General features: G+C 58.4%; 23 protein-coding genes. 8 read left to right on the forward strand and 15 right to left on the reverse strand.

From position 1 onward, the window contains the following. Positions 1–45 precede the first annotated feature (45 nt). From OS242_RS08485 to OS242_RS08515, 7 genes are all read right to left on the reverse strand, one after another. Positions 46–1,830 carry an adenine deaminase C-terminal domain-containing protein gene (locus OS242_RS08485; RefSeq protein WP_267151247.1) on the reverse strand — a complete coding sequence of 595 codons (1,785 nt, stop codon included), beginning with the start codon at positions 1,828–1,830 and terminating at the stop codon, positions 46–48. A 125-nt stretch (positions 1,831–1,955) separates the two neighbouring features. Further along, positions 1,956–3,503 carry an L-glutamate gamma-semialdehyde dehydrogenase gene (gene pruA, locus OS242_RS08490; RefSeq protein WP_267151248.1) on the reverse strand — a complete coding sequence of 516 codons (1,548 nt, stop codon included), beginning with the start codon at positions 3,501–3,503 and terminating at the stop codon, positions 1,956–1,958. A gap of 31 nt (positions 3,504–3,534) precedes the next feature. Further along, positions 3,535–4,485, reverse strand: a complete 951-nt coding sequence (locus OS242_RS08495) for a DMT family transporter (protein ID WP_267151249.1) — start codon at positions 4,483–4,485, stop codon at positions 3,535–3,537. Positions 4,486–4,548: 63 nt separating this feature from the next. Then, positions 4,549–6,009 (reverse strand): class I adenylate-forming enzyme family protein, encoded by a 1,461-nt coding sequence (locus tag OS242_RS08500; protein WP_267151250.1) that lies wholly within the window; start codon positions 6,007–6,009, stop codon positions 4,549–4,551. Continuing rightward, positions 6,006–7,535 (reverse strand): aminotransferase class I/II-fold pyridoxal phosphate-dependent enzyme, encoded by a 1,530-nt coding sequence (locus OS242_RS08505; protein ID WP_267151251.1) that lies wholly within the window; start codon positions 7,533–7,535, stop codon positions 6,006–6,008. Before OS242_RS08505 ends, OS242_RS08500 begins: the two co-directional genes overlap by 4 nt. A gap of 270 nt (positions 7,536–7,805) precedes the next feature. Then, entirely contained in the window at positions 7,806–8,165 is a 360-nt protein-coding gene (locus OS242_RS08510) for a hypothetical protein (protein ID WP_267151252.1), read from the reverse strand. Further along, positions 8,162–8,377, reverse strand: coding sequence for a hypothetical protein (locus OS242_RS08515; protein WP_267151253.1), 216 nt, complete (start codon positions 8,375–8,377; stop codon positions 8,162–8,164). Before OS242_RS08515 ends, OS242_RS08510 begins: the two co-directional genes overlap by 4 nt. Before the next feature lie 173 nt (positions 8,378–8,550). On the opposite strand from OS242_RS08515, the gene OS242_RS08520 reads away from it, so the two are divergent. Beyond that, positions 8,551–9,432 carry an acyl-ACP desaturase gene (locus tag OS242_RS08520; RefSeq protein WP_267151410.1) on the forward strand — a complete coding sequence of 294 codons (882 nt, stop codon included), beginning with the start codon at positions 8,551–8,553 and terminating at the stop codon, positions 9,430–9,432. Between the two features lie 57 nt (positions 9,433–9,489). On the opposite strand, the gene OS242_RS08525 is transcribed toward OS242_RS08520, so the two are convergent. Genes OS242_RS08525 through hppD form a run of 4 tightly spaced genes read right to left on the reverse strand, consistent with a single transcriptional unit; the run spans position 9,490 to position 13,394 of the window. Continuing rightward, the gene (locus OS242_RS08525; RefSeq protein ID WP_267151254.1) at positions 9,490–10,107 is read right to left on the reverse strand and encodes a flavin reductase family protein; all 618 of its coding nucleotides are present in this window, start codon (positions 10,105–10,107) and stop codon (positions 9,490–9,492) included. Positions 10,108–10,131: 24 nt separating this feature from the next. Then, positions 10,132–11,289 (reverse strand): homogentisate 1,2-dioxygenase, encoded by a 1,158-nt coding sequence (locus OS242_RS08530; protein ID WP_267151255.1) that lies wholly within the window; start codon positions 11,287–11,289, stop codon positions 10,132–10,134. A 39-nt stretch (positions 11,290–11,328) separates the two neighbouring features. Then, the gene (locus OS242_RS08535; protein ID WP_267151256.1) at positions 11,329–12,291 is read right to left on the reverse strand and encodes a fumarylacetoacetate hydrolase family protein; all 963 of its coding nucleotides are present in this window, start codon (positions 12,289–12,291) and stop codon (positions 11,329–11,331) included. Between the two features lie 2 nt (positions 12,292–12,293). After that, positions 12,294–13,394 carry a 4-hydroxyphenylpyruvate dioxygenase gene (hppD, locus tag OS242_RS08540; protein ID WP_267151257.1) on the reverse strand — a complete coding sequence of 367 codons (1,101 nt, stop codon included), beginning with the start codon at positions 13,392–13,394 and terminating at the stop codon, positions 12,294–12,296. A 215-nt stretch (positions 13,395–13,609) separates the two neighbouring features. On the opposite strand from hppD, the gene OS242_RS08545 reads away from it, so the two are divergent. The 3 genes from OS242_RS08545 (at position 13,610) to OS242_RS08555 (ending at position 15,046) form a co-directional block, all read left to right on the forward strand. Continuing rightward, positions 13,610–13,819 carry a DUF1540 domain-containing protein gene (locus OS242_RS08545; protein WP_267151258.1) on the forward strand — a complete coding sequence of 70 codons (210 nt, stop codon included), beginning with the start codon at positions 13,610–13,612 and terminating at the stop codon, positions 13,817–13,819. Positions 13,820–13,904: 85 nt separating this feature from the next. Continuing rightward, the gene (locus tag OS242_RS08550) at positions 13,905–14,822 is read left to right on the forward strand and encodes an RluA family pseudouridine synthase (RefSeq protein WP_267151259.1); all 918 of its coding nucleotides are present in this window, start codon (positions 13,905–13,907) and stop codon (positions 14,820–14,822) included. After that, entirely contained in the window at positions 14,819–15,046 is a 228-nt protein-coding gene (locus OS242_RS08555) for a hypothetical protein (RefSeq protein WP_267151260.1), read from the forward strand. Before OS242_RS08550 ends, OS242_RS08555 begins: the two co-directional genes overlap by 4 nt. A 36-nt stretch (positions 15,047–15,082) precedes the next feature. Here OS242_RS08555 and OS242_RS08560 read toward each other — a convergent pair whose 3' ends face one another. The 3 genes from OS242_RS08560 to OS242_RS08570 form a co-directional block, all read right to left on the reverse strand. Next, a complete protein-coding gene (locus OS242_RS08560) occupies positions 15,083–15,622 on the reverse strand; it encodes a flavodoxin family protein (protein ID WP_267151261.1) in 540 nt (179 codons plus the stop codon). 65 nt (positions 15,623–15,687) lie between these two features. Beyond that, positions 15,688–17,451: a phosphomethylpyrimidine synthase ThiC gene (gene thiC / locus OS242_RS08565; protein ID WP_267151262.1), complete on the reverse strand. Its 1,764-nt coding sequence runs from the start codon at positions 17,449–17,451 to the stop codon at positions 15,688–15,690. Between the two features lie 264 nt (positions 17,452–17,715). Further along, positions 17,716–18,603 carry a LysR family transcriptional regulator gene (locus tag OS242_RS08570; protein WP_323372928.1) on the reverse strand — a complete coding sequence of 296 codons (888 nt, stop codon included), beginning with the start codon at positions 18,601–18,603 and terminating at the stop codon, positions 17,716–17,718. A gap of 108 nt (positions 18,604–18,711) precedes the next feature. Here OS242_RS08570 and OS242_RS08575 point away from each other — a divergent pair, with 108 nt between their 5' ends. From OS242_RS08575 to OS242_RS08590, 4 genes are all read left to right on the forward strand, one after another. Then, positions 18,712–19,806, forward strand: coding sequence for a citrate synthase/methylcitrate synthase (locus OS242_RS08575; RefSeq protein ID WP_323372923.1), 1,095 nt, complete (start codon positions 18,712–18,714; stop codon positions 19,804–19,806). 154 nt (positions 19,807–19,960) lie between these two features. After that, a complete protein-coding gene (locus tag OS242_RS08580; RefSeq protein WP_267151263.1) occupies positions 19,961–20,740 on the forward strand; it encodes a helix-turn-helix domain-containing protein in 780 nt (259 codons plus the stop codon). Positions 20,741–20,968: 228 nt separating this feature from the next. Continuing rightward, positions 20,969–24,136 (forward strand): efflux RND transporter permease subunit, encoded by a 3,168-nt coding sequence (locus OS242_RS08585; RefSeq protein ID WP_267151264.1) that lies wholly within the window; start codon positions 20,969–20,971, stop codon positions 24,134–24,136. Beyond that, positions 24,133–25,002 (forward strand): TetR/AcrR family transcriptional regulator, encoded by an 870-nt coding sequence (locus tag OS242_RS08590; RefSeq protein ID WP_267151265.1) that lies wholly within the window; start codon positions 24,133–24,135, stop codon positions 25,000–25,002. The genes OS242_RS08585 and OS242_RS08590 overlap by 4 nt, the downstream gene beginning before the upstream one ends. 59 nt (positions 25,003–25,061) lie before the next feature. Here the strand turns inward: OS242_RS08590 and OS242_RS08595 are convergent, their stop codons facing one another. Further along, positions 25,062–26,744: a methyl-accepting chemotaxis protein gene (locus OS242_RS08595; RefSeq protein WP_267151266.1), complete on the reverse strand. Its 1,683-nt coding sequence runs from the start codon at positions 26,742–26,744 to the stop codon at positions 25,062–25,064. Positions 26,745–26,782 lie beyond the last annotated feature (38 nt).

The following is a 26,782-nucleotide window of genomic DNA, read 5'->3' on the forward strand; positions in this document are numbered from 1 at the left end:
GTTGTGTTTATGATACCCGAACGGCGGGGCCGTTCGCAAGTTGATTTAGAGCGGACGTGATGGGATCAGGACGCGTTTGGTCTTGACTTCGAACAATCCCTCCGAAGAAAGGCGCAGTTCGGGCAGGTGGGTCGAGGACAGGAACAAGAGCGTGTAGATCGGGTCGTAATGGGTGTGGCCGAGGTCGGCGAGGACGTCGGCGATTTCTTTGGACAGGCCGACGAGGTCGGCCACCGGCCGATGGCTGAGGGCGCCGCCGATCGGCAAAGGCAGTTCGTTGAGGACGTTGTGCTCGTTGTCGAGGATAACGATGCCGCCGCCGATCTCGAGCATGCGTTCCACGGCTGCCGCCATGGCGGCGCGGTCGCGGCCGATGACGATGATTTCGCTGGCTCCGGTGTAGGAGGAGGCCAGGGCGGCGAGGTCGGTGGCAAAGTTTTTGATCAGACCGTTGCAGACCCATCTGCCCTGCCGGTTGAGCATGGCGAGGTAGCAGATGTCGTCCGATGCGGTGACAAACGCGTCGTCGATCCGACCGTCTGTGGTCGGCACGGCCACATCGACGCGGCGGGTGATCGCCGGGTTTTGCAGGTTGAGCACCGGGAAGGTGTCGCTGTCGGTGTGGACGGCGAACCAATCCGGGTCGACGGTGCCTTTGGGGCCCAACGGTCGCAAAGGCGGCAGGCCGATCTCGGCCCAGTTGGGCTGCGGGAGCGGCTCGAGGAGCCGGCCGTTTTGGGCGACGGGGCGGCCGTCGGCGATGACGGTCTCCGGGGTCGGGTCCAGCAGGTCGGAGAGGATCAGGATGTCGGCGATGCGCCCGGGGGCGATGCCGCCGATCTCTTCTTCGACGCCGTAGTAGGTGGCCGGGTTGATGGTGACCAGTTGGTAGGCGATGATCGGGTCGAGGCCGAGGGAGATCGCCAGACGGATCAGGTAGTCGCTGTAACCTTGGCTCAGGTACTCCGGGGTCGGGCCGTCGGTGGTCATCATCAGGCGGCTCCAGTTTTTGAGGCCCGCCTCGATCAGACCGGGAATGAGATCTGGAAGATCCGGGCGCAGCGAGGAGTGGCGCAGGGTGGTCCAGATGCCAAGGCGCAGTCTGCGCAGGGCCTCCTCGGTGTTGATCGCTTCATGGTCGGCGGTGACGCCGGCTGCGGTCAGGGCGTTGAGCGTCTCCCACGACGCGCCGGCGGAGTGACCTTCGATGCGGCGGCGCATGTGCTTGGCGGCGAGGGACGCCTCTTTCATCTCTTCGTCGCCGTCGAGCCAGGATTTCCAGTCGGTGAGTTCGCCCGCTTGCCAGACATGGGGGCTTTTCATGAGCCGGCCGAGTTCGTAGGCGCGGTACTTGTCCTTTTTCTCCGGGAGATGGGCCTGCGGGTCGAGGCGGACACTCCAGACCATTTTGATCGGCAGGCCGGACATCATTTCGAAGAAACGCCCGACTTGGGAAAATTCCATGTTGAGGTGGACGACGAGGTCGTCGTTGACGGAACAGGTGGTGCCGCGGGCGAGCACCGCTTCGGCGTAGCTCATCGGGTTGTAGAGCTGGAACGGGTGGGCGTGCGGCTCGATGTAGCCCGGGCTGAGCACTTTGCCCGTCGCGTCGAATACACGGGCTGCCGTGCCTTCGTAGCGGCGCGGGCCGACGTAGGCGATGCGGTCGCCGATGATCCAAATGTTTGCCGGCATCAGTTCGCCGCTGTATACGTTGAGCACGGTGCCGTTTTCGATGACGAGGTCCGGCTCCCGCTTGCCTCGTGCACAGGCTACGAGTCCATCCCATTGCTCCGACGTCAGTTCACGTACTTTCATTGCCGTTGCCATTCCGTCTCCTCCTTGAAGTAAAGACCGTTACTTGTTGTGTTAGTACTAATAGTAATGGAGTTGGAGCGGAAAAAAAAGAGCAAGGTCGCCTGTTTGTCGGGCAACCTTGCTCTTTTTGTCTAAATTTAGAACTGTTCGACGACCACTTTTGCTTGGGTGAAGAGGAGCAGGTAGTCGCGGCCGCCCGCTTTGGAGTCGGTACCGGACATGTTGAATCCGCCGAACGGTTGCGCGCCGACGAGCGCGCCGGTGATCTTGCGGTTGAAGTACAGGTTGCCGACGTGGAAGTCCTCGCGAGCCTTGAGCAGGTTTTCGCGGTTTTTGGAGTAAACGCCGCCGGTCAGACCGAACTCGGTGTCGTTGGCGATGTCGAGCGCGTCATCGAAGTCGTTTGCTTTGATGACGGTCAGCACCGGGCCAAAGATCTCTTCTTGGGAGATGCGGGCGTCGCGGTGGACGTTGCCGAAGATGGTCGGCTTGATGAAGAAGCCGTTTCCTTCTGCCGCGCCGCCGCCGCAGAGCAGCTCGCCTTCGCCTTTGCCGATCTCGATGTACTTCAGGATGTTGTGGTAGGAGTTCTCGTCGATGACCGGGCCGAGCGAGACACCCTGTTGGTGCGCCGGGCCGACGGTCAGCTTTTCGGTAAAAGCGACCAGTTCGGTCATGAACTCTTCGTAGATGTCTTGGTGCACGATCACACGGGAGCAGATCGAGCATTTTTGACCGGAGAAGCCAAACGCGGACATCGCGATGACCGGAACGGCCGATTTGATGTCGATGTCTTTGTCGACGATGATCGAGTCTTTGCCGCCCATCTCCAGCACGACGCGCTTGAGCCATTTTTGGCCGTCATGCACTTTCGCAGCGCGCTCGTTGATGCGGATGCCGACTTCTTTGGAGCCGGTGAAGGAGACGAAACGGGTATTCGGATGGTCGACGAGGTAGTCGCCGATCTCTGCGCCCGAGCCCGGCAGGAAGTTGACGACGCCAGCCGGCAAGCCCGCTTCTTCGAGCAGCTCGACAAACTTGGCAGCCAGCACCGGAGTCGGGGTCGCCGGTTTGAGGATGACGGTGTTGCCCGCGACGAGCGCTGCGGTGGTCATGCCCGCCATGATCGCCATCGGGAAGTTCCACGGCGGCACGACGATGCCGACCCCAAGCGGAATGTAGGTCAGTTCGTTGTCTTCGCCTTCGACGCGGGTGAGCGGTTGTTCTTCGGAGAGGCGCACCATCTCACGGCCGTAGAAGTCGATCAGGTCGATCGTCTCCGCCAGATCGGCGTCCGCCTCGCCCCAGTTTTTGCCCGCCTCGTAGGAGAGCAACGCGTTGAACTCGTAGCGATGGCGACGCAACAACGCTGCCGTTTTGAACAAGACGCGGGCGCGCTCTTTCGGAGCGACTTTTTTCCACGTTTTGAACGCCGCTTGGGCGGTGTTCATCGCTTCTTCCGCTTGGGCGCGGGTCGCTTTGGCGACGCGGCCGATCACTTGGTCTTTGTTGGACGGGTTGATCGAGACGAAGTGCGACTCGCCTTTGACACGCTTGCCGCCGATGATCAGGTCGTACTCGGTGCCAAACTCAGCCGCGACCTTTTCCAGTGCCGCGACCATTTTCTCGCGCACTTCCGGTTGGGTGAAATCAAGAACTTCTTCGTTTTTGAATTCCGTTACCATGTTCTCTCTCCTCCTGGGATCTCAAGTGAATTTAAGCTGCTTTTGCTGCTGCTGCCGCTCGAGCTGCGACGCGGCGGTTGTACAGGTTGTTTGCCACCAGAGCGATGATCGTGATCCCCGCGCCGAGCAGTTCGACGGAGGTGAACGTGCCGCCTTGGATGATCGTGATCGTAAAGGTGGTGATCGGCACGAGGTTCATGAACAGAATCCCGTTGATCGGGGTCAGGATGCGGTTGCCGAAGTTCCAGAGGAAGACGGCCATAACGCCTGCGATCATCGCCATGTAGAGCAGTTCCCAACCGACGGAGAAGGTGCCTTCCAACGTCGGAACGGACAGCAGGCCAAACGCGGTGCCTGCGATGGTGATCAACAGGACGGAGATCATGCCAAGCAGAGTCGACAGCGCGGTGTAGCGGATCGGGGACCAGGTCGGGAACGTGGTGCCGCCGATGGTGTAGATGACCCAGCTCAGTGCGCCGAGGTAGATCAAAATGTCACCGATCAGGTTTTCCGTGGTCGCCAGCAGCGTGGCCGGATTGCCTTTGGTGATGACGAGCAACACGCCGAACAGCGCGACGAGCATCATGCCGATCCCGAAACCGCTCGGTTTTGCACGGCCGAGCAGCGTGTTGACGATCAGGGTGTTGACCGGCATCAGCGCCATGATGATCGACGCGACGACCGCGCCGGAGACGCCGAGCATTTTTTGGCCTGCAAAGGTCAGGAAGGAGAAGCCCGCAAAGCCCATGGTGCCAAAGAAGTACAGCCACCAGCCGCGGTTGTCAAAGCCGAACGATTTTTTGCCTTCCATCAGGGCGAGAAGAATCAAGAATACGATGACTGCGGTGCCGTAGCGAATGCTCGTAAACCAGAACGGGTCCATGACTTTGAGGATGTTGCCCGCAACCGGGAACATGCCGCCCCACGCGACCACGGCGAGGAAACAAAAGATCATGCCCTTAACTAATCCATCGCGATTCATAACAGGTTTCCACACTCCTTAGTATTTATATCTTTATGTTACGATTTGCATTCTAGCATACATTTACATGACTTGGTATAACATTTTCAAGTCTTTTTCTTTTACTTTACCGGACATGGAATACGGGATTTCTGCCACCATTCGCACGTGTGCGTTTGCAAAGCCCAGCTCTTGGACAGCTGCGATCACGTCCACGCCGATCATCTCTTCGTTCGCCTCGTGTTCCGGCATGATGAAGATGTGCAGTTCACTGGAGGAGTCGACCATCACGTAGAGATCGTCGATGCCCGCGATGTCCCGCAGACGGTTGTCCACTTCATAGACGTTGAACTCGCTGTTCGAACGGCTCGCGAGGAACAGGTAGCCTTCTTCATCAAACCAGCCATAGTCGGGGGTGATGATGTAGACTTTGTCGTCGATCACCACGGCGTCCGATTTTTTGAACAGGTAGCCCGCCATGTTTTGGTACGAGTAGATCGCCACTTTGCCTTTGACGCCGGTCGGAGCGATCTGGTGGAACTCGTCGAGGATGACGATGTCGCTGCCGTCCATCACGAGGCCGACGCTGTCCGGGTGGCGGCGGATGTTTTCCGGGCGCGAGATCGTGTTGACGCCGGTCTCCGTCGAGCCGTAGTACTCATGCACCACCGGGCCGAGCACGTCGAGGGAGCGATGTTTGAGCTGCACCGGGAAGTTTTTGCCGCCGACGATCAGGAATTTGAGCTTCGGCTCTTCGGTGACCGCTTGGGTCTCGAACGCTTTGACGACGCGATGCAGGGTCGGTGGCACCATCAGCGTGACGGTGACGCCGCGGTCGACCATCAGTTGCGCCATCGAAGCCGGGCGCGCTGCGTCGCCGAGCACGACCGTGCCGCCCAGTCCCATAAACAGGCGTGCCCAGCCGGTCGCCGACACATGGTAGAACGGCAGCGAGACGAGGAACACGTCCGTTTGGTCGAAGTGGAAGTTTTCGATCAGATAGCCGAAGCGGCGCGCGTCGAACGGCGCGTTGCGGTAGACGACTTTCGGCAGACCGCTGGTGCCGGAGGTGAAGGACAACGATTCGAACGGACGCTCGATGCCGGCCAGTTGCAGCTCCAGCCCGTCGAACTCGTCACTGAGCAGAGACGGCAGTTCGGTCTCCAGGCAGATCACCGGGATGTTCAGCTCCGACGCGATCTGCAGAGCTTCGTCGGCAAATTTCTCGCCGTAGACGAGGCAATCCGCTTCGATGCTCTTGACGCAGTGCGCTTTTTGCTCGTAGGTGGCCGTGAAGTCGAGACCGACAAACGGGACTTTCAGCGTGGAGAACGCGCCCATCAAGATGACGATCTCGTAGCGGTTTTCCGCCATGTAGGCCACTCGTTTGAACGAGAGCGCATCGTGTTTGTTTACCAGACCGCGCAGGCAGCGCTCGGTGAGCAGTTGCAGCTCCGGCCATGCGACGACGCGATCTCCTTCAATCAACGCGGGATGCTGCGGGTATTTCGCGGCCATCTCGCCCATCTTCATCAACGGAATCACAGCGATACACTCCTTGTCTCTCGTTTGGCCATCCGCTCGTCTTTGACGATGATGATGTCGACGCCGGATGATTCGATCTCTTGCAGGTCTTGCAGCAGGCTCGGATCGGACACTTCGCCCGGCACCAGCACCGGCACGCCGGGCGGGTACGGGATGACGAACGAGTCGATCACTTCCCCGTTTTTCAACTTTTCTTTGACCTCGTAGTACTCGGCGAGATCGTTTTGAATCCACTCGGCCGACTCGTTTTGCACATCTCCTGCCAGCACGCGTTGTTGGAAATCGATCATCGCGTTGAGGAGCTTGTCCGCATGCTCCGGACGCACGCCCAGATGAACGTTGATCAAAAAGGCCGTGTGCGTGTGGCGGTTGATATACACGCCGTGCTCGTGGAAAGCGAAGTCTTTGAACATCTTCGGTGACACGCCGAGTTTGGACATGTCGACCGGGATTCGCAGCGGATCGAGTTGCACGTATTCGCGCATGTCGTCGGCGATGAACGAGTCATCGACGAGAGCGTACTGAGAGAGCCGCTCGTCGTTCAAAATTCGTTCGCGCAGCGAGTCGGCGACCAGCAGCGCCTTATCCACCATCCCTTCGCCCTCCAGGGCGATCTGCGCGCGCCCGAGCTCAAGGGAAACCAATATCGGATAGCTCGGCGAAGTCGTATGCATCATGAACTTGTTCGTTTCAAAACGCCGCACCGCGTCTTGCGGCCCGTAGATGTGGATAAAGGAGGCTTGGCGCAGGCAACTCAGCGATTTGTGAGCCGATTGCGACGTCACGACGGTAAAGTTTTTGTCCGGCATCTCCTCGGCCAGTTCGGCCGCGACCTGCATCGCCGAGAATGGGCGGTAACGCGGGTGGAAGAAGCCAAACGCCGACCATGCCTCATCGACCAGGAAGGAGACGTTGTCGTGAATCTCCAGACACTCGCGGAAGATCCGCTTGATGTCGTACGTGACACCTTCATAAGACGACCCGTTGATGACGACCAGCGAGAAGGGGCGTCCGGACTCGTACGCCTTGCGGTACTCCTCGATCAAGCGCGTGACGGAGAAATGGGAACGGCTCATCCCTTTGCAGACGAACTCGCCTGGCAGATAGGTCACTTCCGCCTTGTTGCTCTGCATGCCGAAGTGAATCGACTGATGGCACGTCTTGTCCACCAATGCGCGGTCGCCTTCGTTCAACAGCGAGCGCAGAGCGATGTAGTTGGCCATCGTTGTGCCCATCGTGATGTAGAGCGAGCTTTTCGCGCCAAATGCTTTGGCTGTCATCGCCATCGACTCTTTGATGATCCGTCGGGGCAGGATCGGTGAATCGAACACTTTCCCCGAGTAGGTCACCTCTGTTTTGAAATACTCCTGCCCGAACAAAGCGTTGTACTTGTCACGGATCGGTGAATCCGTGAGAGACCGCCCTTGCGAGATCGGCAATGCATGAAAAGACACGATCTCCCGCTCCGTCAGTTGAATCAGGGTATCAGCGATTGGCGTAACCGATTGATCAATCGTATTGCTCATAGTTTCACCCGCTGTTCCGAATTTTTGGTCAATCTGTTTGACCGGCCAGAATTCATTATGATTGTAATTTGCTGATATCGACCCCTCTCTCTTACTTTTGAACTTGATTTTAATATTTTTGGGTTCACCAATATTTTTACTACCCATCACTACAATTGTCAATGGTATATTTTTAATAAATTGCTCTAATTCCAAAATATCAGTAATACCTACATAATAGGCAATAAAATAGGGCTCCCTTTAGAAGGGAGCCCTGTGTTTACTAAACAGTTAACTTAAAAACCACGAAAATGCATAGAAGAGAACGGTGTATACCAATGCAGTAACCAACCAGCCGATCACACCGTCATTGCCCTCTCGCGCGCGCATCCGGTACGGGATCAACGCCCCGAGCAAACCGGACACATACAGGCCGATCACCGACAGCAGGTTGGAGCCGCTGGCGTACAGATAGAAGCCGATGTACGTGGAGAACAGAAAGGACACCCAGAAGCCGGCGATGTACAACACCACCCGCAACACATCGTTCGTATGTCCTTCCATCGGATTTATCCGACCGTTGCGGCGGATGATCAGGAACAGCCAGATGGCAGCAGCGAGCGGCAACAGGATTGTAATGATATTGTTCATAAATTGTAATCTTCCTTTCCTTCTGTGATACGACCGTTGAACTTTTCCACATGACGTTCAAACACCTCGTCGGTCACGTCCCCAACATGGGCGCGATACATCCCCAGCGAGATCTCAAACCCGTCCTTGTCGTTGATGTCAGTAAACACGGCGATTCTCACCGTTCCGGTTGACATTCTATATGTAGAGTAAAAAGTTTCAGAATTTGTCACATTTACATCTCCTCTTTGAAAGTGCGTTATGCTCTCGTATTCAATTGGCTATAGTGGTACTAAGTGTGCCAGACGACAAAAGTCCCAAACTTTGCTATCGAAGTTTTCTGACTCGCAGTCTATACTGAAGGCACACACGTCTACTTTATCAATAGAAAAGAGGCATCTGAATGATCCTACTGCCACACCTTGACCATCGACTGGAACAGCGCCTGATCGACCTGTACAATGACCACTTGGAACGCGCTGAAAAAATAGATTGGAGCTACCACGAATTTGTTCCGTGGGAATTGGGTCGCTCCTACAAAGAGCACCCTTGGACCATCGAACAACGCCCTCTGCCGCCTGCTATCTACTCTGCCATTGAAACAGCATTGCTCACAGAAGTCAACCTGCCCTGGTTCACGACCTACCTGTCGTCGACGTTCGTCGGTTCGCTGGATGTGATGAAGGAGTTTATCCACACGTGGGTCGCCGAAGAAGACCAACACAGCAACCTGCTGGAAAACTACCTGCTGCTCACCCGCAACTCTTGCCCGAACGAACTCCACCAACTGCGCAAGACGGTCGTGAAGGGCGGCTTTGAGTCTTCGTTCACCACGCCGATCGAAGCGATCTCCTACGCCTCGATGCAAGAGTTGGCGACGCTGGTCTTCTACAACAACGTCGCCAAAGCTGCAACGCCGTATGACCCGGCTCTCGGGACGCTGCTGCGCCGTTTGGCGAAGGACGAGGCGTTGCACTTCGCCTTCTACCGCGACGTCGTAAAAGCCCATCTGGAGCTGGAGCCGAACTACATCATCTATGTGTCGAACGTGCTGAAGAACTTCTTCATGCCGGGACACAACATGCCGAACTACGAGCAGCGCATGAAGACGATCGCCCGCGAAGCTTCCTACGGTCCGTCGCACTTCTACAACCAAGTGACGAAAGTGCTGATGGAGTACTGGGATGTCGAAGGCCTGCGCCCGAGCGCACCGGAAGCGGAACTCGCTCGCCTCGACCTGCTCAAGCACACCTCGCGCCTGGAGCGCATCGCCAAGCGGTACGCGTAACACAACGAAAAGACCGACAGCCTTGGAGGCTGTCGGTCTTTTTTTGTGCGCTGCCTCTTACTTTTTGCGTTCCAGTTCGAACGTGTCGGTTACCCGCACGTAGTCGCTGCCGGCCAGACGACCGACCGGCTGCAGAGCGGCGGTGTCGATGCCGACCTTGCCTTCGCGCTGCACCGACTCGTCGACGTGCAGGGCGATCACCTCACCGAGGATCAGCGCGCCTGCGCCCGCCTCGTCGCCGCCGATCTCGACGATCTGCGTCAAGCGGCATTCGAAGTTGACGAGCGACTCCCCCACGCGCGGTGCTTTCACTTTGTGCGAAGCGACCGGGGTCAGCCCCGACTGGTCAAATTCGGAGACGCCGTGCGGGTACTCGCCCGCCGTCTGGTTCATCTGCGGCACGATGCCTTCGGAGACGATGTTGACGACAAACTCTTTTGTGTCCTCGATGTTGCGGAGCGTGTCCTTTTTCGCGCCGTCCGAGCCGCGACGCATCGCGGAGAAGCAGATCGTCGGCGGGTTGGCTGCGACCACGGTGAAGAAGGAGAAGGGCGCCAGATTGGTCCGACCCTCTCCGTCAACAGTGGAAACGAAGGCGATCGGACGCGGCAACACCGCGCCGATCAAGTATTTATAGACGTCATTCCAAGGCATGCCTGCCGGATCGATGTGCATGAGATGTCTCTTCCTCGCTTCCGTTTACTCTTTGGGTAACCAAGAAGACATGTAGCCCGGGTCTTCCACGCTCTCCGCCACTTTCGCCACATGCAGAGGACGGAACGTGTCGACCATCACGGCGAGCTCCATCGTGTCTTTTTTGCCGATGGATGCCTCGATGGTGCCCGGATGCGGGCCGTGCGGGATGCCCATCGGGTGCAAGGTGATCGACCCTTCCTCGATGCCCTTGCGGCTCATGAAGTTGCCGTCGACATAATACAGCACTTCGTCCGACTCGATGTTGGAGTGGAAGTACGGCGCCGGGATCGACTCCGGGTGATAGTCATACAGGCGCGGCACAAACGAGCAGATGACGAAGTTGTGCGCCTGGAAGGTTTGATGCACAGGCGGCGGCTGATGCAGACGACCGGTGATCGGCTCGAAGTCTTCGATGTTGAACGCGTACGGGAACAGATACCCGTCCCAGCCGATCACATCGAGCGGATGGAAATCAAAGAAATACGCGGTCAGCATGTTTCTCGCTTTTACCCGCACCTCAAACTCGCCCTGCTCGGTGTGCGTGACGAGTTGCGACGGCGGACGGATGTCACGCTCGCAGAACGGCGAATGCTCCAGCAGTTGCCCGTTGTTGTTGCGGTAGCGGTTCGGCGTTTCAACAGCCGAGTTGGACTCGATCACGAAAAACTTGCTCGGCTGATCCACGACGACGCGATAGGTGGTGCCCATCGGGATCACGAGATAGTCGCCCGCCCGGTATTCCAGCGTGCCAAATACGGTTTCGAGATGGCCGGTGCCGTAATGCACGTACAGCACCTCGTCTTGCTCCGCATTGCGATAGAAATAGTCCATCGCTTCCGTCGGCTGGCAGAGCGACAGCGTGACATCGTCGTTGAACAGCAACGGCACGCGGCCGTCAATCGGGTCGCCGCCCTTTTCCAGCTTTGCAGTGAAAAAATGACGGTGCACCAGCGGTCCTTGCTCGGCTGCTTCCAACACGATATCGCGCACCTTTTCCGCGCGAAGCACCTGCGTCGGCGGGTTGGTGTGATAGAGCAGCGAAGAAATGCCGGAGAAGCCTTTCGTCCCCATCAATTGCTCACGATACAGCGAACCGTCCGGCTTGCGATATTGCGTATGACGTTTGCGAGGGATCTCGCCCAATTTATGATAAAACGGCATACTGTCAGCCCCCTTTCTACTATATATAGATACTTATTTTCAGACGATACGATTTCGCAAGATCCCGAGGCGTTCGATCTCCATCTCGACCACATCGCCCGGTTCGAGCCAACGGTGCACGTCGGTGCCGAGTTCCAAGATGCAGCCGGTGCCGACCGTGCCCGAACCGATTACGTCGCCCGGATACAAGGTGACGCCGTCAGACGCACGGGCGATCAGTTCGGCAAAGGAGAAATAGATCTGCCGGGCATTGCCGCGCGACAGTTCCCGGCCGTTGACGCGGGCGGTCATGGTCAAGTTCCAGCGCGCCCCGTCCCGCACGTCTTCCAACTCGTCGAGCGTGAGCAGGTACGGGCCCATCGAAGTGGCAAAGTCTTTGCCTTTTGCGGGTCCGAGGCCCACTTTCACTTCTTCGCGCTGAATGTCGCGTGCGCTCCAATCGTTGAGCACCGCCAGACCGGCGATGTGCTCCAGCGCGTTTTCCGGCGTGATGTCGCGCCCTTCTTTGCCGATCACGCAGGCGATCTCGAGCTCATAGTCAAGCCACTCGGTATAGCGCGGACGCGGCACGTCCTGCTCCGGGCCGACAAATGCGTTGTGGTTGGAGAAATAGAACACCGGGAAGTGGTACCATTCCGGCACCATCTCCAGACCGCGGCGGCCGCGGGCGGTCTTCACATGCTCTTCAAACGCGTAGAAGTCGCGGAACGAGCGCGGCGTCGGCAACGGGGAGAGCAACGGCGTGCCGTGCGCAGGAAGGACAAAATCAAGTCCTTCCACGCCGACCTCGTCGAGCAGCCGGGCGATCTCTCTTGCCCTCGCCCCCATCTCCGGTCCGCCTTCCAAAAAGGCCAGCAGGGCAACTGGCAGAGGACGCTGCAGATCGCAGCGCCCTTTGTGTTGGGCCCACTGGCAACTCCGCTCGAGATCGACGATGTGCGCACCGTGCAAAAAGCCGGCGCGCGCACCGTCAGCGGGGTGCTGGTAGGTGACGTATTTCATGCTTACAGCGTCCCGCGCAGCTCTTGCTCACGCTCGATCGCTTCAAACAGGGCTTTGAAGTTGCCTTTTCCGAACGACTTGGCCCCTTTGCGCTGGATGATCTCAAAGAAGAAGGTCGGGCGGTCCATGGTCGGCTTGGTGAAGATCTGCAGCAGGTAGCCGTCTTCGTCGCGGTCGACGAGCAAGTTCAGCTTTTTGATCGCTTCGATCTCTTCGTCGATGTCGCCGATGCGGTGTTTCATGTCTTCATAGTACGTGTCCGGCACGCTCAAGAACTCGACGCCGTTTTTGCGCAGTTCGGAGACGGTGTGCAGGATGTCATGGGTCAGCAACGCCATGTGCTGCGCGCCCGGTGCTTTATAGAAGTCGAGGTACTCCTCGATCTGCGATTTCTTCTTGCCTTGCGCCGGCTCGTTGAGCGGGAACTTGACGCGGCCGGTGCCGTTTTGCATCACTTTGGACATCAGCGCCGTGTACTCGGTGGAGATGTCTTGGTCATCGAAGGAGATCAACTGCGAGAAGCCGAGCACGTCCGCGTAAAACTTGACCCACTCTTCCATCTTGCCTTCTTCGACGTTGCCGACGATGTGGTCGCACGCGACGAGGCCGGTGTCGCGAGCGGTGATCGGACCGGTGTACGGCACGAAGCCCGGCAGGAAGATGCCTTTGTAGTCGTCGCGCTCGACGAAGGTATGGATCGTCTCGCCGTACGTTTGGATCGCAGCCAGTTTGACGGTGCCGTTTTCGTCGGAGATGACGGTCGGCTCCATCGCCGATTTGGCACCGCGCTTGATCGCTTCGTTGTACGCTTGCTCTGCGCTGTCGACGCGCATCGCGATGTCTTTTACGCCGTCGCCGTGCAGCTTGACGTGAGCGGCGATGTCGGTGTCATCCGACAGGGTGCCGGTCAGTACGACGTGGATGTCGCCCGCCACCATCAGATAGGAAACTTTGTCACGCGAGCCCGTCTCCAGGCCCTTGAACGCGACCGGCTTAAAGCCGTATGCCTGCGCGAAGTAGTACGCCGATTGCTTGGCGTTGCCTACCCAGAACTCTACATAGTCCACATGACGAATAGGGAGAAAATCGTATTGATCTGCCATGAAACACATGCCTCCTCACTCTATAGGTACCTTTTACAGGTAAACCGCTTTCATAATTTTCAAGCATAGCGTATCAACTCTTCTGCCATCTGTGCAAGTATGCGCTGTTAGGTGCTAAAGCATCAAAGCCGCTTCTTATAAATATTGCCATGTGTTCCCCACGGGGTCCGGGAGATACTATCCTCAGACCCCATTTGAGAGAGGAGTGCATGTGGATGCCGGAAGTACGTTGTTCCGTAAGCAACTGCACGTATTGGGCTCAAGGCGGCGCTTGTGTGGCTGACAAGATTCTCGTAGAGATCGACGCTCATGCCAACAAAGATTTCTCTTCGGAAACGGGCGAGATCGGCGACGGCGTGCACAAAGACTACGCGAAAAACTCTGCCGCGACCATGTGCAACACTTTCAAACAAAAGTCGAAGTAAACCCACGCACCGCGAAAAGAGCAGCCCTTGCCGCTGCTCTTTTTGATATATTGAGAGAAGACAAACAGAAAAGGAATGATTTGCCGTGACGAAACGCCGCTATGCCGAACACACCGTCACCGAAGCGGAAGCCGGACAGACCGTGCAGGATATCCTCACCGGGCCGCTTCAGATCTCGCGCCGGATGATTCAAAAATTGACCCGCTCCAAAGGGATTCACCTCAACCGCCGACCGGCCTTTCTCGGAAAGCCGGTCAAAGCGGGCGACGTGGTGAAAGCCGCCCTCTCCTTCCAAGAAGAGTCAGGCCTGACGCCGGTGGAGATGCCGCTTGAGATCGTCTATGAGGACGCCGATCTGCTCATCGTAAACAAACCGCCGTTTTTGCTCGTGCATCCCTTGAACGAGACGCAGGCGAGCACGCTCTCGCACGGGATCGCCTATCACTTTCAGCAACAGGGACTGTCGGCGAAAGTCCGACCCGTGCATAGGATCGACCGCGACACGTCCGGTCTGCTCGCCGTGGCGAAAACGGCGTTTGCCCATCAGCATCTCGACCGGCAACTGCGCGAACGGGATCTGCACCGCGAGTACCTCGCGTTCGTCGACGGCGAGATCGCCGAAAAGAGCGGCACGATCGACGCGCCGATCGGCAAGAACAAGCAAAATCCCAGCCTGCGGGCTGTGCGTCCCCATGCGGGCGAGTTTGCCTTGACCCGCTATGAGGTGGTGGAGACGTATGAGCATGCGTCGCTCGTCCGTCTGGAGTTGGAGACGGGGCGCACGCATCAGATCCGCGTCCACATGACCCACGTCGGGCATCCGCTGATCGGCGACCGCCAGTACGGGCAGGTCGGCACCCGCCTGTTGAAGCGGCAGGCGTTGCACGCGTCCCGCCTCTCCTGCACGCATCCGACCACGGGTGAGCGGATGACGTTCGAAGCGCCGCTGCCGGACGATCTGCTCGCGTTGCAGGTGAAATTGAAAGAAGGGATCAAACCGTGAAAGCGGCCCTGACGTTCGTGTCGTTTTTGCTGGCCGTCGGCGGCACGACGCTCTGGTACCGGATCAAAGCGGGCGGCGGCACGATCCCGCTCTGGCTGATGGGCGTGGTGGCATACGGGTGGATCTTCTCTTTCTTTATGCTGATCAACTTGTCCGCCAGCACGTACGCGAAAAAAAGACGGCCTGGGATTCAGCAGCAGGGCGGCACGGTGAAAAAGAAATAAAGGGATAAAAAAGACGGCTCCGCAGAGCCGCCTTTTTTATTTCTGCCACATCTTGTTCCATTCACCCGCTTCAAAGAGAGCCCGTGCGTCGTGTTCGATGTCGCCCGGTGCGTTCGCTTGCCCGATGAGGTACCCGGCGAACGTCATGCCCATGAAGCCGAAGATGTATTGGAACTGCTGCACCAGCGGCAGGGCTTTCAGGCGCGGGTTGTCACCGCCGGTGATGACGACGTACGCTTGCTTTTGCGCCATCTCCGCTTTGAAGTCAAAGTGCGGCGAGCGCAGGCTCTGCGACCAGCGGTCGACGAAGTTTTTCATCAAGCCCGACATGCCGTACCAGTACAAGGGCGTGACGAACACCAGCGTGTCGTGTTCGCGGACCGCTTGGATCACTTCGTCGTAGTCGTCGCCGAGCGGGCGAAACCCGGCCGGGTCGTGGCGTTTGTCCTCGATGGGGAGGATGTTTTTCTCCATGAGGTGGACTTCCGTATGCGGCACGCCTTTCAGCGCGGTGCGAGCCAGCGTATCGGAGTTACCGTCTTTGCGGGAACTGCCGTAGATCACCAGAATGCTCATCGTCTCACGTCTCCTTTTTCCCCATCATGCCACGTTTTCCCAAAAAGTGCAAAAGAACAAATCCCCTAGCGGTACACGTTGGCTCCGGCGGCGCGGAACTCTTTCGACTTTTCTTCCTGCCCGGCGTCAAACGCCTCTTCCACGGTGATCCCGTGCGTGCCTGCGTATTCGCGGATGTCCTGCGAGATCTTCATCGAGCAGAACTTCGGCCCGCACATCGAGCAGAAGTGCGCCGTCTTGGCCGGTTCGGCCGGCAGCGTCTCATCGTGATACTCGCGGGCGCGCTCCGGGTCGAGGGAGAGGTTGAACTGATCCTGCCAGCGGAATTCAAACCGCGCTTTGGACAGCGCGTCGTCCCGCTGCTGCGCGTTCGGATGGCCTTTGGCGAGGTCGGCGGCGTGGGCGGCGATCTTATAGGCGATCAGTCCTTCTTTGACGTCCTCTTTGTTCGGAAGGCCGAGGTGTTCTTTGGGTGTGACGTAGCACAGCATCGCCGTGCCCCACCAGCCGATCATCGCCGCACCGATCGCCGACGTGATGTGGTCGTAGCCCGGCGCGATGTCGGTCGTCAGCGGCCCGAGCGTGTAGAACGGTGCCTCTTTGCAGATCTCCATCTGGATGTCGACGTTTTCCTTGATCTTGTGCATCGGCACGTGGCCCGGCCCTTCGATCATCACCTGCACGTCGTACTCCCACGCGATCTGCGTCAGTTCCCCGAGCGTGCGCAGTTCGGCGAACTGCGCTTCGTCGTTCGCATCGTAGATCGAACCCGGACGCAGACCGTCGCCGAGCGAAAAGGCGACGTCATACTGCGCGAGGATCTCGCAGATCTCCCGGAAGTGGGTGTACAGGAAATTCTCCTCGTGATGCGCCAGGCACCACGCCGCAAGGATCGAGCCGCCCCGCGAGACGATGCCCGTCTTGCGGGAAGCGGTCAGCGGGATGTAGGGCAGGCGCACACCCGCATGGATCGTGAAATAGTCCACTCCTTGCTCCGCCTGTTCGATCAGCGTGTCGCGGTAGATCTCCCACGTCAGCTCCTCCGCCTTGCCGCCGACTTTTTCCAGCGCTTGGTAGATCGGCACGGTGCCGATCGGGACCGGCGAGTTGCGGATGATCCACTCGCGAGTGGCGTGGATGTTTTTGCCGGTGGAGAGGTCCATGATCGTATCGGCGCCCCAACGGACCGACCACGTCATTTTCTCCACTTCCTCTTCGATGGAGGAGGTGACCGCCGAGTTGCCGATGTTGGCGTTGATCTTGACATGGAAATGGCGGCCGATGATCATCGGTTCGCTCTCCGGGTGGTTGATGTTGCTCGGGATGATCGCCCGTCCCGCAGCCACTTCGGCGCGGACAAACTCCGGCTCCAGTCCTTCGCGCAGGGCGATAAACTCCATCTCCGGCGTGATCATCCCTTTTTTGGCATAATGCATCTGCGTGACGATCCGCCCCGGTTTGGCCCGCAGCGGACGGCGGGTCAGGCCGGGAAACGTCTCGCGATTGGCCAATTTATCGTCTTCGTCGCGGATGCCGTCGTCGATCAGTTGCACCTCGCGCCCTTGATACTCCTCGACGTCGTCCCGCTCGAGCACCCAGTGACGGCGCAGCGCGGGCAGACCTTTGCGGACATCGGTGACGACCGTATCGTCGGTGTACGGGCCGCTGGTATCATAGACGCGCAGAGAGCCGTTTTCTTCAACGCTGCCGTCGCGGCGATACGTCGGCGACAGCGCGATCTCGCGCATCGGCACCCGGACGTCTGTTCTCGATCCTTCTACATACACTTTGCGGCTGTTCGGAAACGCCGCAATCCCGATCTTTTCCATTTTAAAAGACCTCCTAGTCAGGGATGAGTGGTGCTTCAAAAAAGATGGGCAACAAAAAAAGCCGCGAGGATTTAGAAAAATCCCGCGGCTGTACACGCAAAAAATGTGATGATTCCCTCCGCAGGCATTACCCTGATCCGGTTATACGGTCGATGGTAGCATTCCCATCCTCTCAGCCTGGTTCAACCAAGCTCCCGTCACGCTATGCAATTGTGTGTTTCCGTTGCCAAAATCATCCTATCACAGCTCTGCCCTGTCGTCCAGTCATGAATGAGAATCGTCTTGTTCGAGTAAACTCAAAAAATCGAGGGCCGCACGAGGAAGGTCTTTGTTGCGCGGCGTGATGACGTAAGTGTACGACTTGGGCAGCCGCAAGTCGGGCGTCGGGATCACGACCATCCGGCCGGCCGCCACATCCTCCGTGATCGCGAGGCGAGGCAGGAACGACACGCCGAACCCTTCGGCGATCAGTCGGCGCGTGACGTGCACCTGTGAGACCGGCATCGGGCGGATCAGCATCTGATGATCGTGGAGCTGATGAATGATCTCCTCCCAGTACTCGGGATGATTTTTCGTCAGCAGCGGCTGGACGGCGAGCAGATCGCGATAGTCGGCCGTCTCCGGATCGATGGAGGCGGGCGCGATCAACACCACTTCATCCTCGTTCAGGATGCGCGTCTCCGTATCCGGATGCGAGGACGGGATGCGGGCCAGCCCGACGTGCGAGCGGCCGGCCGCGATGCCGGGCCCGACCGAAGGCGAGCGGGTCGTGTAGATGCGCACTTCGACGTTCGGGTGGCGGGTCATGAACTTTTTCCACAAAGGGGGGAGCACATGCTCGGCGCACAGCGGCGAAAGCAGCAGATCGAGCCGATCGTCGTACCCGGCCTTCCAGCGGGCCAGGTCGGACAAGGCTTCGTCATGCGCTTCCAGAATCCGGTCGGCATGCAGGCGAAACCGCTCACCGGCAGCCGTCAGCCGCACTTTGCGCCCCGTGCGTTCAAACAGCGGGTAGCCGACATGCTCCTCCAACTGGCGAATATGTACCGTCACCGTCGGCTGCGCAAGGTACAATCGCTCGGCCGCCCGATGGAAATTTAACTCTTTTGTCATCATCACAAAAGTTCGAAGCAGTTTGATATCCAGTCTGATTCACCCCGAACCGATTATGTTTTATAATCAAATACGCTATTAATCTCTATTTCTCCTGCTTGAATTGTGAAGATATAATGAAAGTAACTATGAAGGGAGTGGACGAATATGGAAAACTTGATCTCGCTCGGTCTTGAAAACGTTGTCGTCGCAGAAACGGATCTTAGCTTGGTAGACGGCTTGAAAGGCCATCTCGTCTATCGCAACCATTGGGCGCGTGACCTCGCCATCAACAATACGTTCGAAGAAGTCGCTCATCTCCTGTGGTACGGACACCTGCCGTCCGAACAGGAACTGGCTGATCTGAATGCGAAATTGGTGGCAAACCGCGAACTGCCGGCGCACGTGAAAGCGGTTGTGGACGCAATGCCGGACGATATGGATATGATGGAAGTTCTGCGCACGGGTGTTGCATCCCTGCCGCTGGCAGGCGATACCTGGCCGCCGACTCTGGATCAAATCATCTACCTCACCGCCAAACTGCCGACGATCATCGCACACCGCTACGCTCGCCTGAACAACCGCGAGCCGGTCGCACCGCGCACCGACCTCGGCCACACGGCGAACTACCTGTACATGCTCAAAGGCGAAGAGCCCCTGACCGCTCACGTCCGCGCGTTTGACGCGTACCTGATCCTCACCCAGGAGCACGGTCTGAACGCTTCCACGTTCACCGCGCGCGTCATCGCGTCGACCCGCTCCGACCTCGTCTCCTCGATCACTGGCGCCATCGGCGCACTGAAAGGTCCGCTGCACGGCGGCGCACCGTCCGAAGTCACCGAGATGATCGAAGCGATCGGCACCAAGGAAAACGCCGAGCCGTGGATCAAAGCGAAACTGGCTGCCGGCGAACGTCTGATGGGCTTTGGCCACCGCATCTACCGCACCACCGACCCGCGCGCCATCGCGCTGTCGAAGGTCGCTTCGGAGTTGACCGCAGAAGACAAGTGGTTCGACCTGGCTGTCCACGTCGAGCAAATCGCGCTGCGCCTGCTCAAAGAGCACAAGCCGAACCGTCCGCTGGAAACCAACGTCGAGTTCTACGCAGCGGCTGTCATGCGTGCGATCGGTCTGCCGGACGAACTGTTCACCCCGTCCTTCGCCGTTTCCCGCACCGTCGGCTGGAGCGCGCACGTCCTCGAGGCGGCAAAAGGCAAGATCATCCGCCCGCAATCCAACTACACCGGGACGATGCCGGAGTAATCATCGCTCCGCTCACCTGCGATTTCAGACCAGCGAGCCCTCTGCTCGCTGGTTTTTACATGTCTCCACCTTCTGGTAAAGTTCCTGTAATGTGACAATTTTCGTAAATTGTTGTAGTATTATGGATAACTCTGATGGGAAGAGGCGGTGAAACGTGTTGACGCTAGGCCAACTGATAGAATCACTTCGCACCGAGCGAAGTCTCTCGCAAAGTGAATTGGCAGCGGAGATCTGTTTTCGGTCGACCCTCCAACAAATCGAGGCGGATCGCATGGTTCCATGCGAGATCCTGACCGAGCGGCTCGCCAAACGGCTGGCGATTCCGGTCGAAGAACTGCTGACAGCCCGTCGCAAGCAGATGGCGGCGACGGCAAAACTTTTGCTGATCAAAGCGTTCCTGGAAGCAAAAGATCACAAGCAGGCCGGGAACCTGCTCGCCAGTTGTGACGGATCGAGCGACGCGACGGGCCTCCTGCCTCGTCATCAGCAGATCGAACTGCGTTTGTACCGGGCGGATCATCTGATGCTGTCAGGATCGGTGGCAGATGCCATCGACCTCTACGTCTCGATCCTCACGCGCATTGACAGCCTGCACGACGCCAATCCGGACGAGCGGGAGTTTGTACCGCAGATCTATTATCGTCTTGGCAAGGCCTACTTGTCGACCCAAGACCACGCAGAAGCCCTGACTTCATTTACCAAAGCGTATCGACTGAGCAAAAACTATCCCGCTCTCTTGCTTTTGACCGGCGAGATCGCCTACCATCTGGGCTGGATGTGGCGCAACCACGGACTGCCCTCCGGTGCGAGCGCCTACCTGAAAGAAGCGGACGAGATCTTCTCGAAAATGATCGGCTTCGAAAGTCCGGTCGTCCCTGTCGCCGCAGCAGATGACACGGACTGGCCCGACTTGGAAGATATCGAATACCACTGACTGTCGAACCCTTCTCATGAAAACGTCGTGCCCCGTCGGGAGCCCGGCGTTTTCCTTTTTTACAGTCCACCGCGTGAAGTCAAAGTTTCTTCACATTTGAACGCGGGGTCGACACTTGTATTCCGAAAGGCGAATCGGGTAAGGTATAGAGGTATGACTCAGCGGTCAAACCCGATTTGACCGAACGTTCAACTGATAGAGAACGAGTAGAGAATGAGGAGTGGTTCTGTGCGGGGGATTATCAATTTTTCCTTAAACAACAAGTTTGCCCTGTGGATTCTCACGATCATCGTGACGGTCGCAGGTTTGTATGCGGGCATCAACATGAAGCAAGAGATCATGCCCAATCTGGACGTGCCGATCTTGGCTGTGTCCACCGTCTATCCGGGCGCATCGCCGGAAGAGGTGGCCGAGCAGATCTCCAAGCCGCTGGAACAGCGGATCAAAAATCTTCAAGGCGTGAAAACCGTCTCTTCGACCTCGATGGAGAATTCCTCCCAGATCGTCGTCGAATACGACTACGACCAAGACATGGACAAAGCGCAGAGCGACGTGCGCGACGCGATCTCCGGCATCAAACTGCCGGCGGGCGCGCAGGAAGCGTCGATCAACCGCTTTTCTCTGAATGCGTTTCCCGTCGTCTCGCTGAGCATCACGGGTGAGAACCGGTCGTTGGAAGAATTGACCCGCTTCGTGGAAAGCGAAGTCAGACCGTCGCTGGAAGGTCTGCCGGGCGTATCGGACGTGCAAGTGTCCGGCCAGCATGTGAAAGAAGTGCAACTGACGTACAACACGGAAAAGATGGCGCAGCTCGGCATCAGCGAAGACACAGTCAAAGGGCTGATCCAAGGCTCCGCTGTGAAAGTGCCGCTCGGCCTGTTTGAACTGGACCAAGCGGACAAGATCGTCGTCGTCGACGGCAACATCACCACGCTCGACGACCTGAAAAACCTCGCGATCCCCGCGATCCCGTCGACCGGCGGTGCCGGCGCTTCCGCTCCGGGCGGCATGGCAGCTCCGAGCGGCAAAGCCCCGGCTGGACAAGCGCCTGCTGCCGCCCCGACCGCGCCTGTCGCTCCGGCTGTGCCGGTCGAGATCCCGACGGTCAAACTGTCGGAGATCGCCGATCTCCAAGTCGTCGGCAAAGCGGAGTCGATCTCCCGCACCAACGGCAGCGAATCGATCGGCATCAACATCGTCAAAGGCCCGGATGCCAACACCGTGTCCGTCGTCAACGCTGTCAAGGAAGAAGCGTCCCGCATCGAAGCGGACCATGCAGGCATCAAAGCGGTGACGATGATCGACCAAGGCAAGCCGATCGAAGACTCCATCGACACGATGATCTCCAAAGCGCTGTTTGGCGCTCTGTTCGCCATCGTGATCATCCTGCTGTTCCTGCGCAACATCCGCACCACGATCATCTCGATCATCTCGATCCCGCTCTCTTTGCTGATCGCTCTGGTGATCTTGAAACAGCTCGACATCACCTTGAACATCATGACGCTCGGGGCGATGACCGTCGCCATCGGCCGCGTCGTCGACGACTCCATCGTCGTCGTGGAAAACATCTATCGCCGCATGTCGCTCAAATCGGAGGAACTGAAAGGCAAAGAGTTGATCCGCGAGTCCACCCGCGAGATGTTCGTGCCGATCCTCTCCTCGACTCTTGTCACCATCGCGGTATTCTTCCCGCTCGGCCTCGTCAGCGGCCCGATCGGACAACTGTTCATGCCGTTCGCTCTGACGATGGTCTTCGCCCTGCTCGCTTCCTTGCTCGTGGCGATCACCGTCGTGCCGATGCTCGGTCACTCTCTGTTTAAAAACGGGCTGAAGTCCTCCCGCGTCCACGACGACAAGCCGGGCGCGCTGGCCCGCTTTTACAAGAAAGTCCTGACCTGGTCGCTCAATCACAAGTTGATCACATTCGGCCTCGCCGTGTTGATCCTGATCGGCTCCTTCTCGCTCGTGCCGGTGATCGGCGTCTCCTTCCTCCCGGAGCAGGAGGATAAATACATGATGGTCACCTACACGCCGGCTGCGGGCGAGCGCAGCGCCGACGTGGAGCAACGGGCCCTCGACGCGGAAAAGATGCTCCTCGAACGCGCAGGCGTCGCCAACCTGCAATACTCGGTCGGCGGATCGACTCCGATGAGCTTCGGCCCGCAAAAAGGCGCCCTGTTCTACCTTCTCTACGAGAGCGAGTTTGAAAACTTCGAAGCCGAAAAAGAAAATGTCCTCACCGACCTCGCCAAACTCGGCGCCAAAGGCGAGTGGAAACAGCAGGACATGGGCGGCGGCGGTGTCGGCGGTTCGCAACTGGCCTTGAACGTCTACGGCGACTCGCCGGAAGAGATCAAAACGGCCGTCGAAAAAGTCCAAGCCGTGATGAAAGACGACGCCGACTTTGAAAAGATCCAATCCTCTCTGTCCAAATCGTACGAGCAATACACGCTGGTCGCCAACCAGCAACAGTTGAGCAAGCTCGGCCTGACCGCAGGTCTTGTGGCGATGAAACTCACCCCGCCGCGCGGCCGCACGGAGTTGACAAACATCGAGATCGACGGCAAATCGTACCCGGTGTACCTCAACGTCAACCAGGAAGAATACAAGAGCATCGGCGACATCGAAAATTCGCTGCTGACCTCGCCGGTGCGCGGCGCGGTGCCGATCAAAGACGTCGTGACGGTGGAAACGGGCACCTCGCCTGACACGATCACCCGCAAAGACGGCCGCATGTACGTCGAGATCAAAGCGGATATCACCGCCAAAGACGTGGCCAAAGCATCGTCCGACCTGCAGGCGGAGATCGACAAACTCGACCTGCCGCCAACGATCAACGTCGAGTTTGGCGGCGTCACCGAGCAGATCAACGAAACGTTTACCCAACTCGGCCTCGCGATGCTGGCGGCCGTTGCGATCGTCTACCTGATGCTCGTCATCACGTTCGGCGGCGGACTGGCACCGTTTGCGATCTTGTTCTCGCTGCCGTTTACCGTCATCGGCGGTCTGGTCGGCCTGCTGATCGCCGGCGAGACGCTCTCCGCATCGGCGATGATGGGCGCTCTGATGCTGATCGGCATCGTCGTCACCAACGCCATCGTGCTGATCGACCGCGTCATCCACAAGGAAAAGGTAGGCCTCTCCACCCGCGAAGCCCTGCTCGAAGCGGCCGGCACCCGCCTGCGCCCGATCCTGATGACCGCGCTCGCCACCATCGGTGCATTGCTCCCGCTGGCCTTGGGCTATGAGAGCACGAGCGGCAGCATCATCTCGAAAGGCCTAGGCGTCACCGTCATCGGCGGTCTCGCTTCGTCCACGCTGCTCACCCTGCTGATCGTCCCGATCGTCTATGAATTCCTGATGAAGTTCCGGAAAAAAGGACGCGCGGCAGAATGAACGAAAAAAAGCGGCAGATCATAGAAGCAGCGATTCGATTGTTTGCGCAAAAAGGCTACCACGCCACCTCGATTCAAGAAATAGCGGACACCCTTGGCATCGCCAAGGGTTCCCTCTACTTTTACTTCAAATCAAAAGAAGATCTGTTCGTCTCCGTGTTCGAATATCACATCGACCAGATCTTGCAACAGTTCCATCTCGTCTCCGATGACAAAAGCCTGAGCCCGCGGGATAAAATGTTCAAACTGCTCATGGAAAACTTCGACCGGCACCGCGAATCCCGCGACTTTTTCCAGATGCTGATGAAAGAGCGGTTTGAGATCAACGAAGAGATCGGCAAGCTGATCTTAAACCTGCGGGCGCAGTCGCTGTCTTGGTACCAGACTTGCATCATCGAGATGTACGGAGCGGAGGGGCAGCCCTACTCCCTCGATGCGGCGATGATGTTCTCCGCGATGACCGTCGAGTACATGCACCACCTGACACTCGACAACATCGAGTACGAAACGAAACCGATCGCCCTGTACCTGCTGGAGCGATTGGACGACCTGATGCGCGGCATGATCGCCAAAGGGCAACCGCCGCTGCTGTCCCCCGACCGAATCCACCAGTTCCTCCCGGCAGCAGGCTTTGGCATCGCCAGCGAGATCCATCAGATCCGCTCCCTTCTCGCGAGCCTCGGTTTACCGCCGGATCGGCGTGAAGAGATCGAGTCCTCGCTGCTCGTGCTCACCGACGAGCTGGCAAAAGCGGAGCCGCAGCCGGTGATCATCAAAGGGATGATCGCCTATCTGCATACGCTGGCCCTGCCGGAGTTGAACCCGCATCTGGACCGCATCGCGGCCTTGGCTTTGCCCGCGCAGTAAACAAAAAAAAGAACGCCTCTCTCCGGTGAACGGAGTGAGGCGTTCTTTCGTTTTGCCGTCTAGACTTTAAACTTTCCGACCATCTCCTGCAACTCTTGCGCCATCTCGCTCAGCGACACGGCGGACGCGGCGATCTCCTGCACCGAGGCGAGTTGCTGCTCGGATGCGGCGGCGACGCTCTGTGCGCTGTCGGAGGAGTCCTGGGCGATGCGGGTGACCTGCTCGACGGTGTCGGACACCGTGTCGGAGGTCGATGCGATCTCTGCGGACGCCAGATTGACCTGCTCGATGCGAGCGGCGACGGTGCGGGCGGAGGTGACGATGTTTTCGAAGGCGCGGCCCGCCTCGTGAACGATCTCCGTGCCCGATTCCACCTCGCGGGTCACCTGTCCCATGGCGGCGACGGCGCGGTTCGTGTCTGACTGGATCAGACGGATCAACTCGGCGATCTGCCCGGCCGATGCGCCGGACTGCTCGGCCAATTTGCGCACCTCGTCGGCGACGACCGCAAATCCGCGCCCTTGCTCGCCGGCGCGGGCCGCCTCGATGGCGGCGTTTAAGGCGAGCAGGTTGGTCTGTTCGGCGATGCCGGTGATCACGCCGACGATCTGGTCGATCTCCTGCGAGCGCGACTCCAGCCGCAGCACATCGTCTGCCGTCTCGCGAACGACAGCCGAGATCTGGCCCATCTGCCCTTCTGCGCGGCGGATGGAGTCTGTGCCTTGCTCCGCCTCGTCTGCCGTCGCCCGGGAAGCGGCGGCCACGTCTTCGGTGGTGCCGGAGATGCGCTGCAGACTGGTCGCCATCTGATGGATCGCCGCCGCGCTCTCCGTCGCCCCGTTGAGTTGTTGCTCCGCCCCTGTGGCCACGTCTTGGATCGTCAAGGTGATCTGCTCGGTGGCGCGAGTCGCTTGGTCGGTGTTGGCCGACAGCTCTTCCGACGCGGCCGCCACCTGGGCTGCCGTGTCGCCCACCTGCCCGATCAGACCGCGCAAGTTGGCGACCATGTCGTTGACCGCCGTGGCCAGTTGCCCGATCTCGTCTTTGCTCCCCGCGCGGACCTCCTCGACACTCAGATCGCCTGCCGCGACGTGGCGGGCGGTCTGCGTCACCCGCAAAAGCGGGCGGACGTAGTAGCCGATGAGGAAATAGAGAAACGCGACGGCGACCAACATCCCGACCGCTCCGAAGAGATACAGATTTTGATTGAAATGCGCGATGATCGTGTCATAGGTGCTGTACGGCACGCCGACATACCAAATGCCGATGATCTGCCCTTTTTCGTCCAGAATCGGCTCATAGGCGGCCAGATAGCGCGTGCCCAGCACGTCCGCCTCGCCGATGTACGTCTCGCCTTTTTTGAGCACGATGTCGGCGACCGCCTCGCTGATCTTGGTGCCGACCGCCCGCTGGTCGCCGCTGATCACGTTGGTGGCGACTCGCGTGTCTTGCAAAAAAACGGTGGCGGTATTGCCGGTCAGTTTGCCGATCCGGTCGACGATCTCGTAGTTGCCGTTGATCAACGTCGCGCCTTTGTAGAGCTGATCTCCCTTCACCGACCAACTGCCCAGATATTTTTCGTCGAACAGCGTCCGGCCGAACGCAAGGTCCGATTTTAACTTTTCAGTCGCCGCCGTCGTGATCTCCTTCTCCATCGTGTAAGACGAGAAGATCGTCATCGCCAGCGTCCCAATCGTAAACAATGTTGCAAACAACAATACGACCTTACCCTTGATCTTCATGCTGTGCCCCCTGTTATCAATGATAAGCCTGTATATCG

This window comes from Tumebacillus lacus, from assembly GCF_026410385.1.
GTDB lineage: Bacteria > Bacillota > Bacilli > Tumebacillales > Tumebacillaceae > Tumebacillus > Tumebacillus lacus.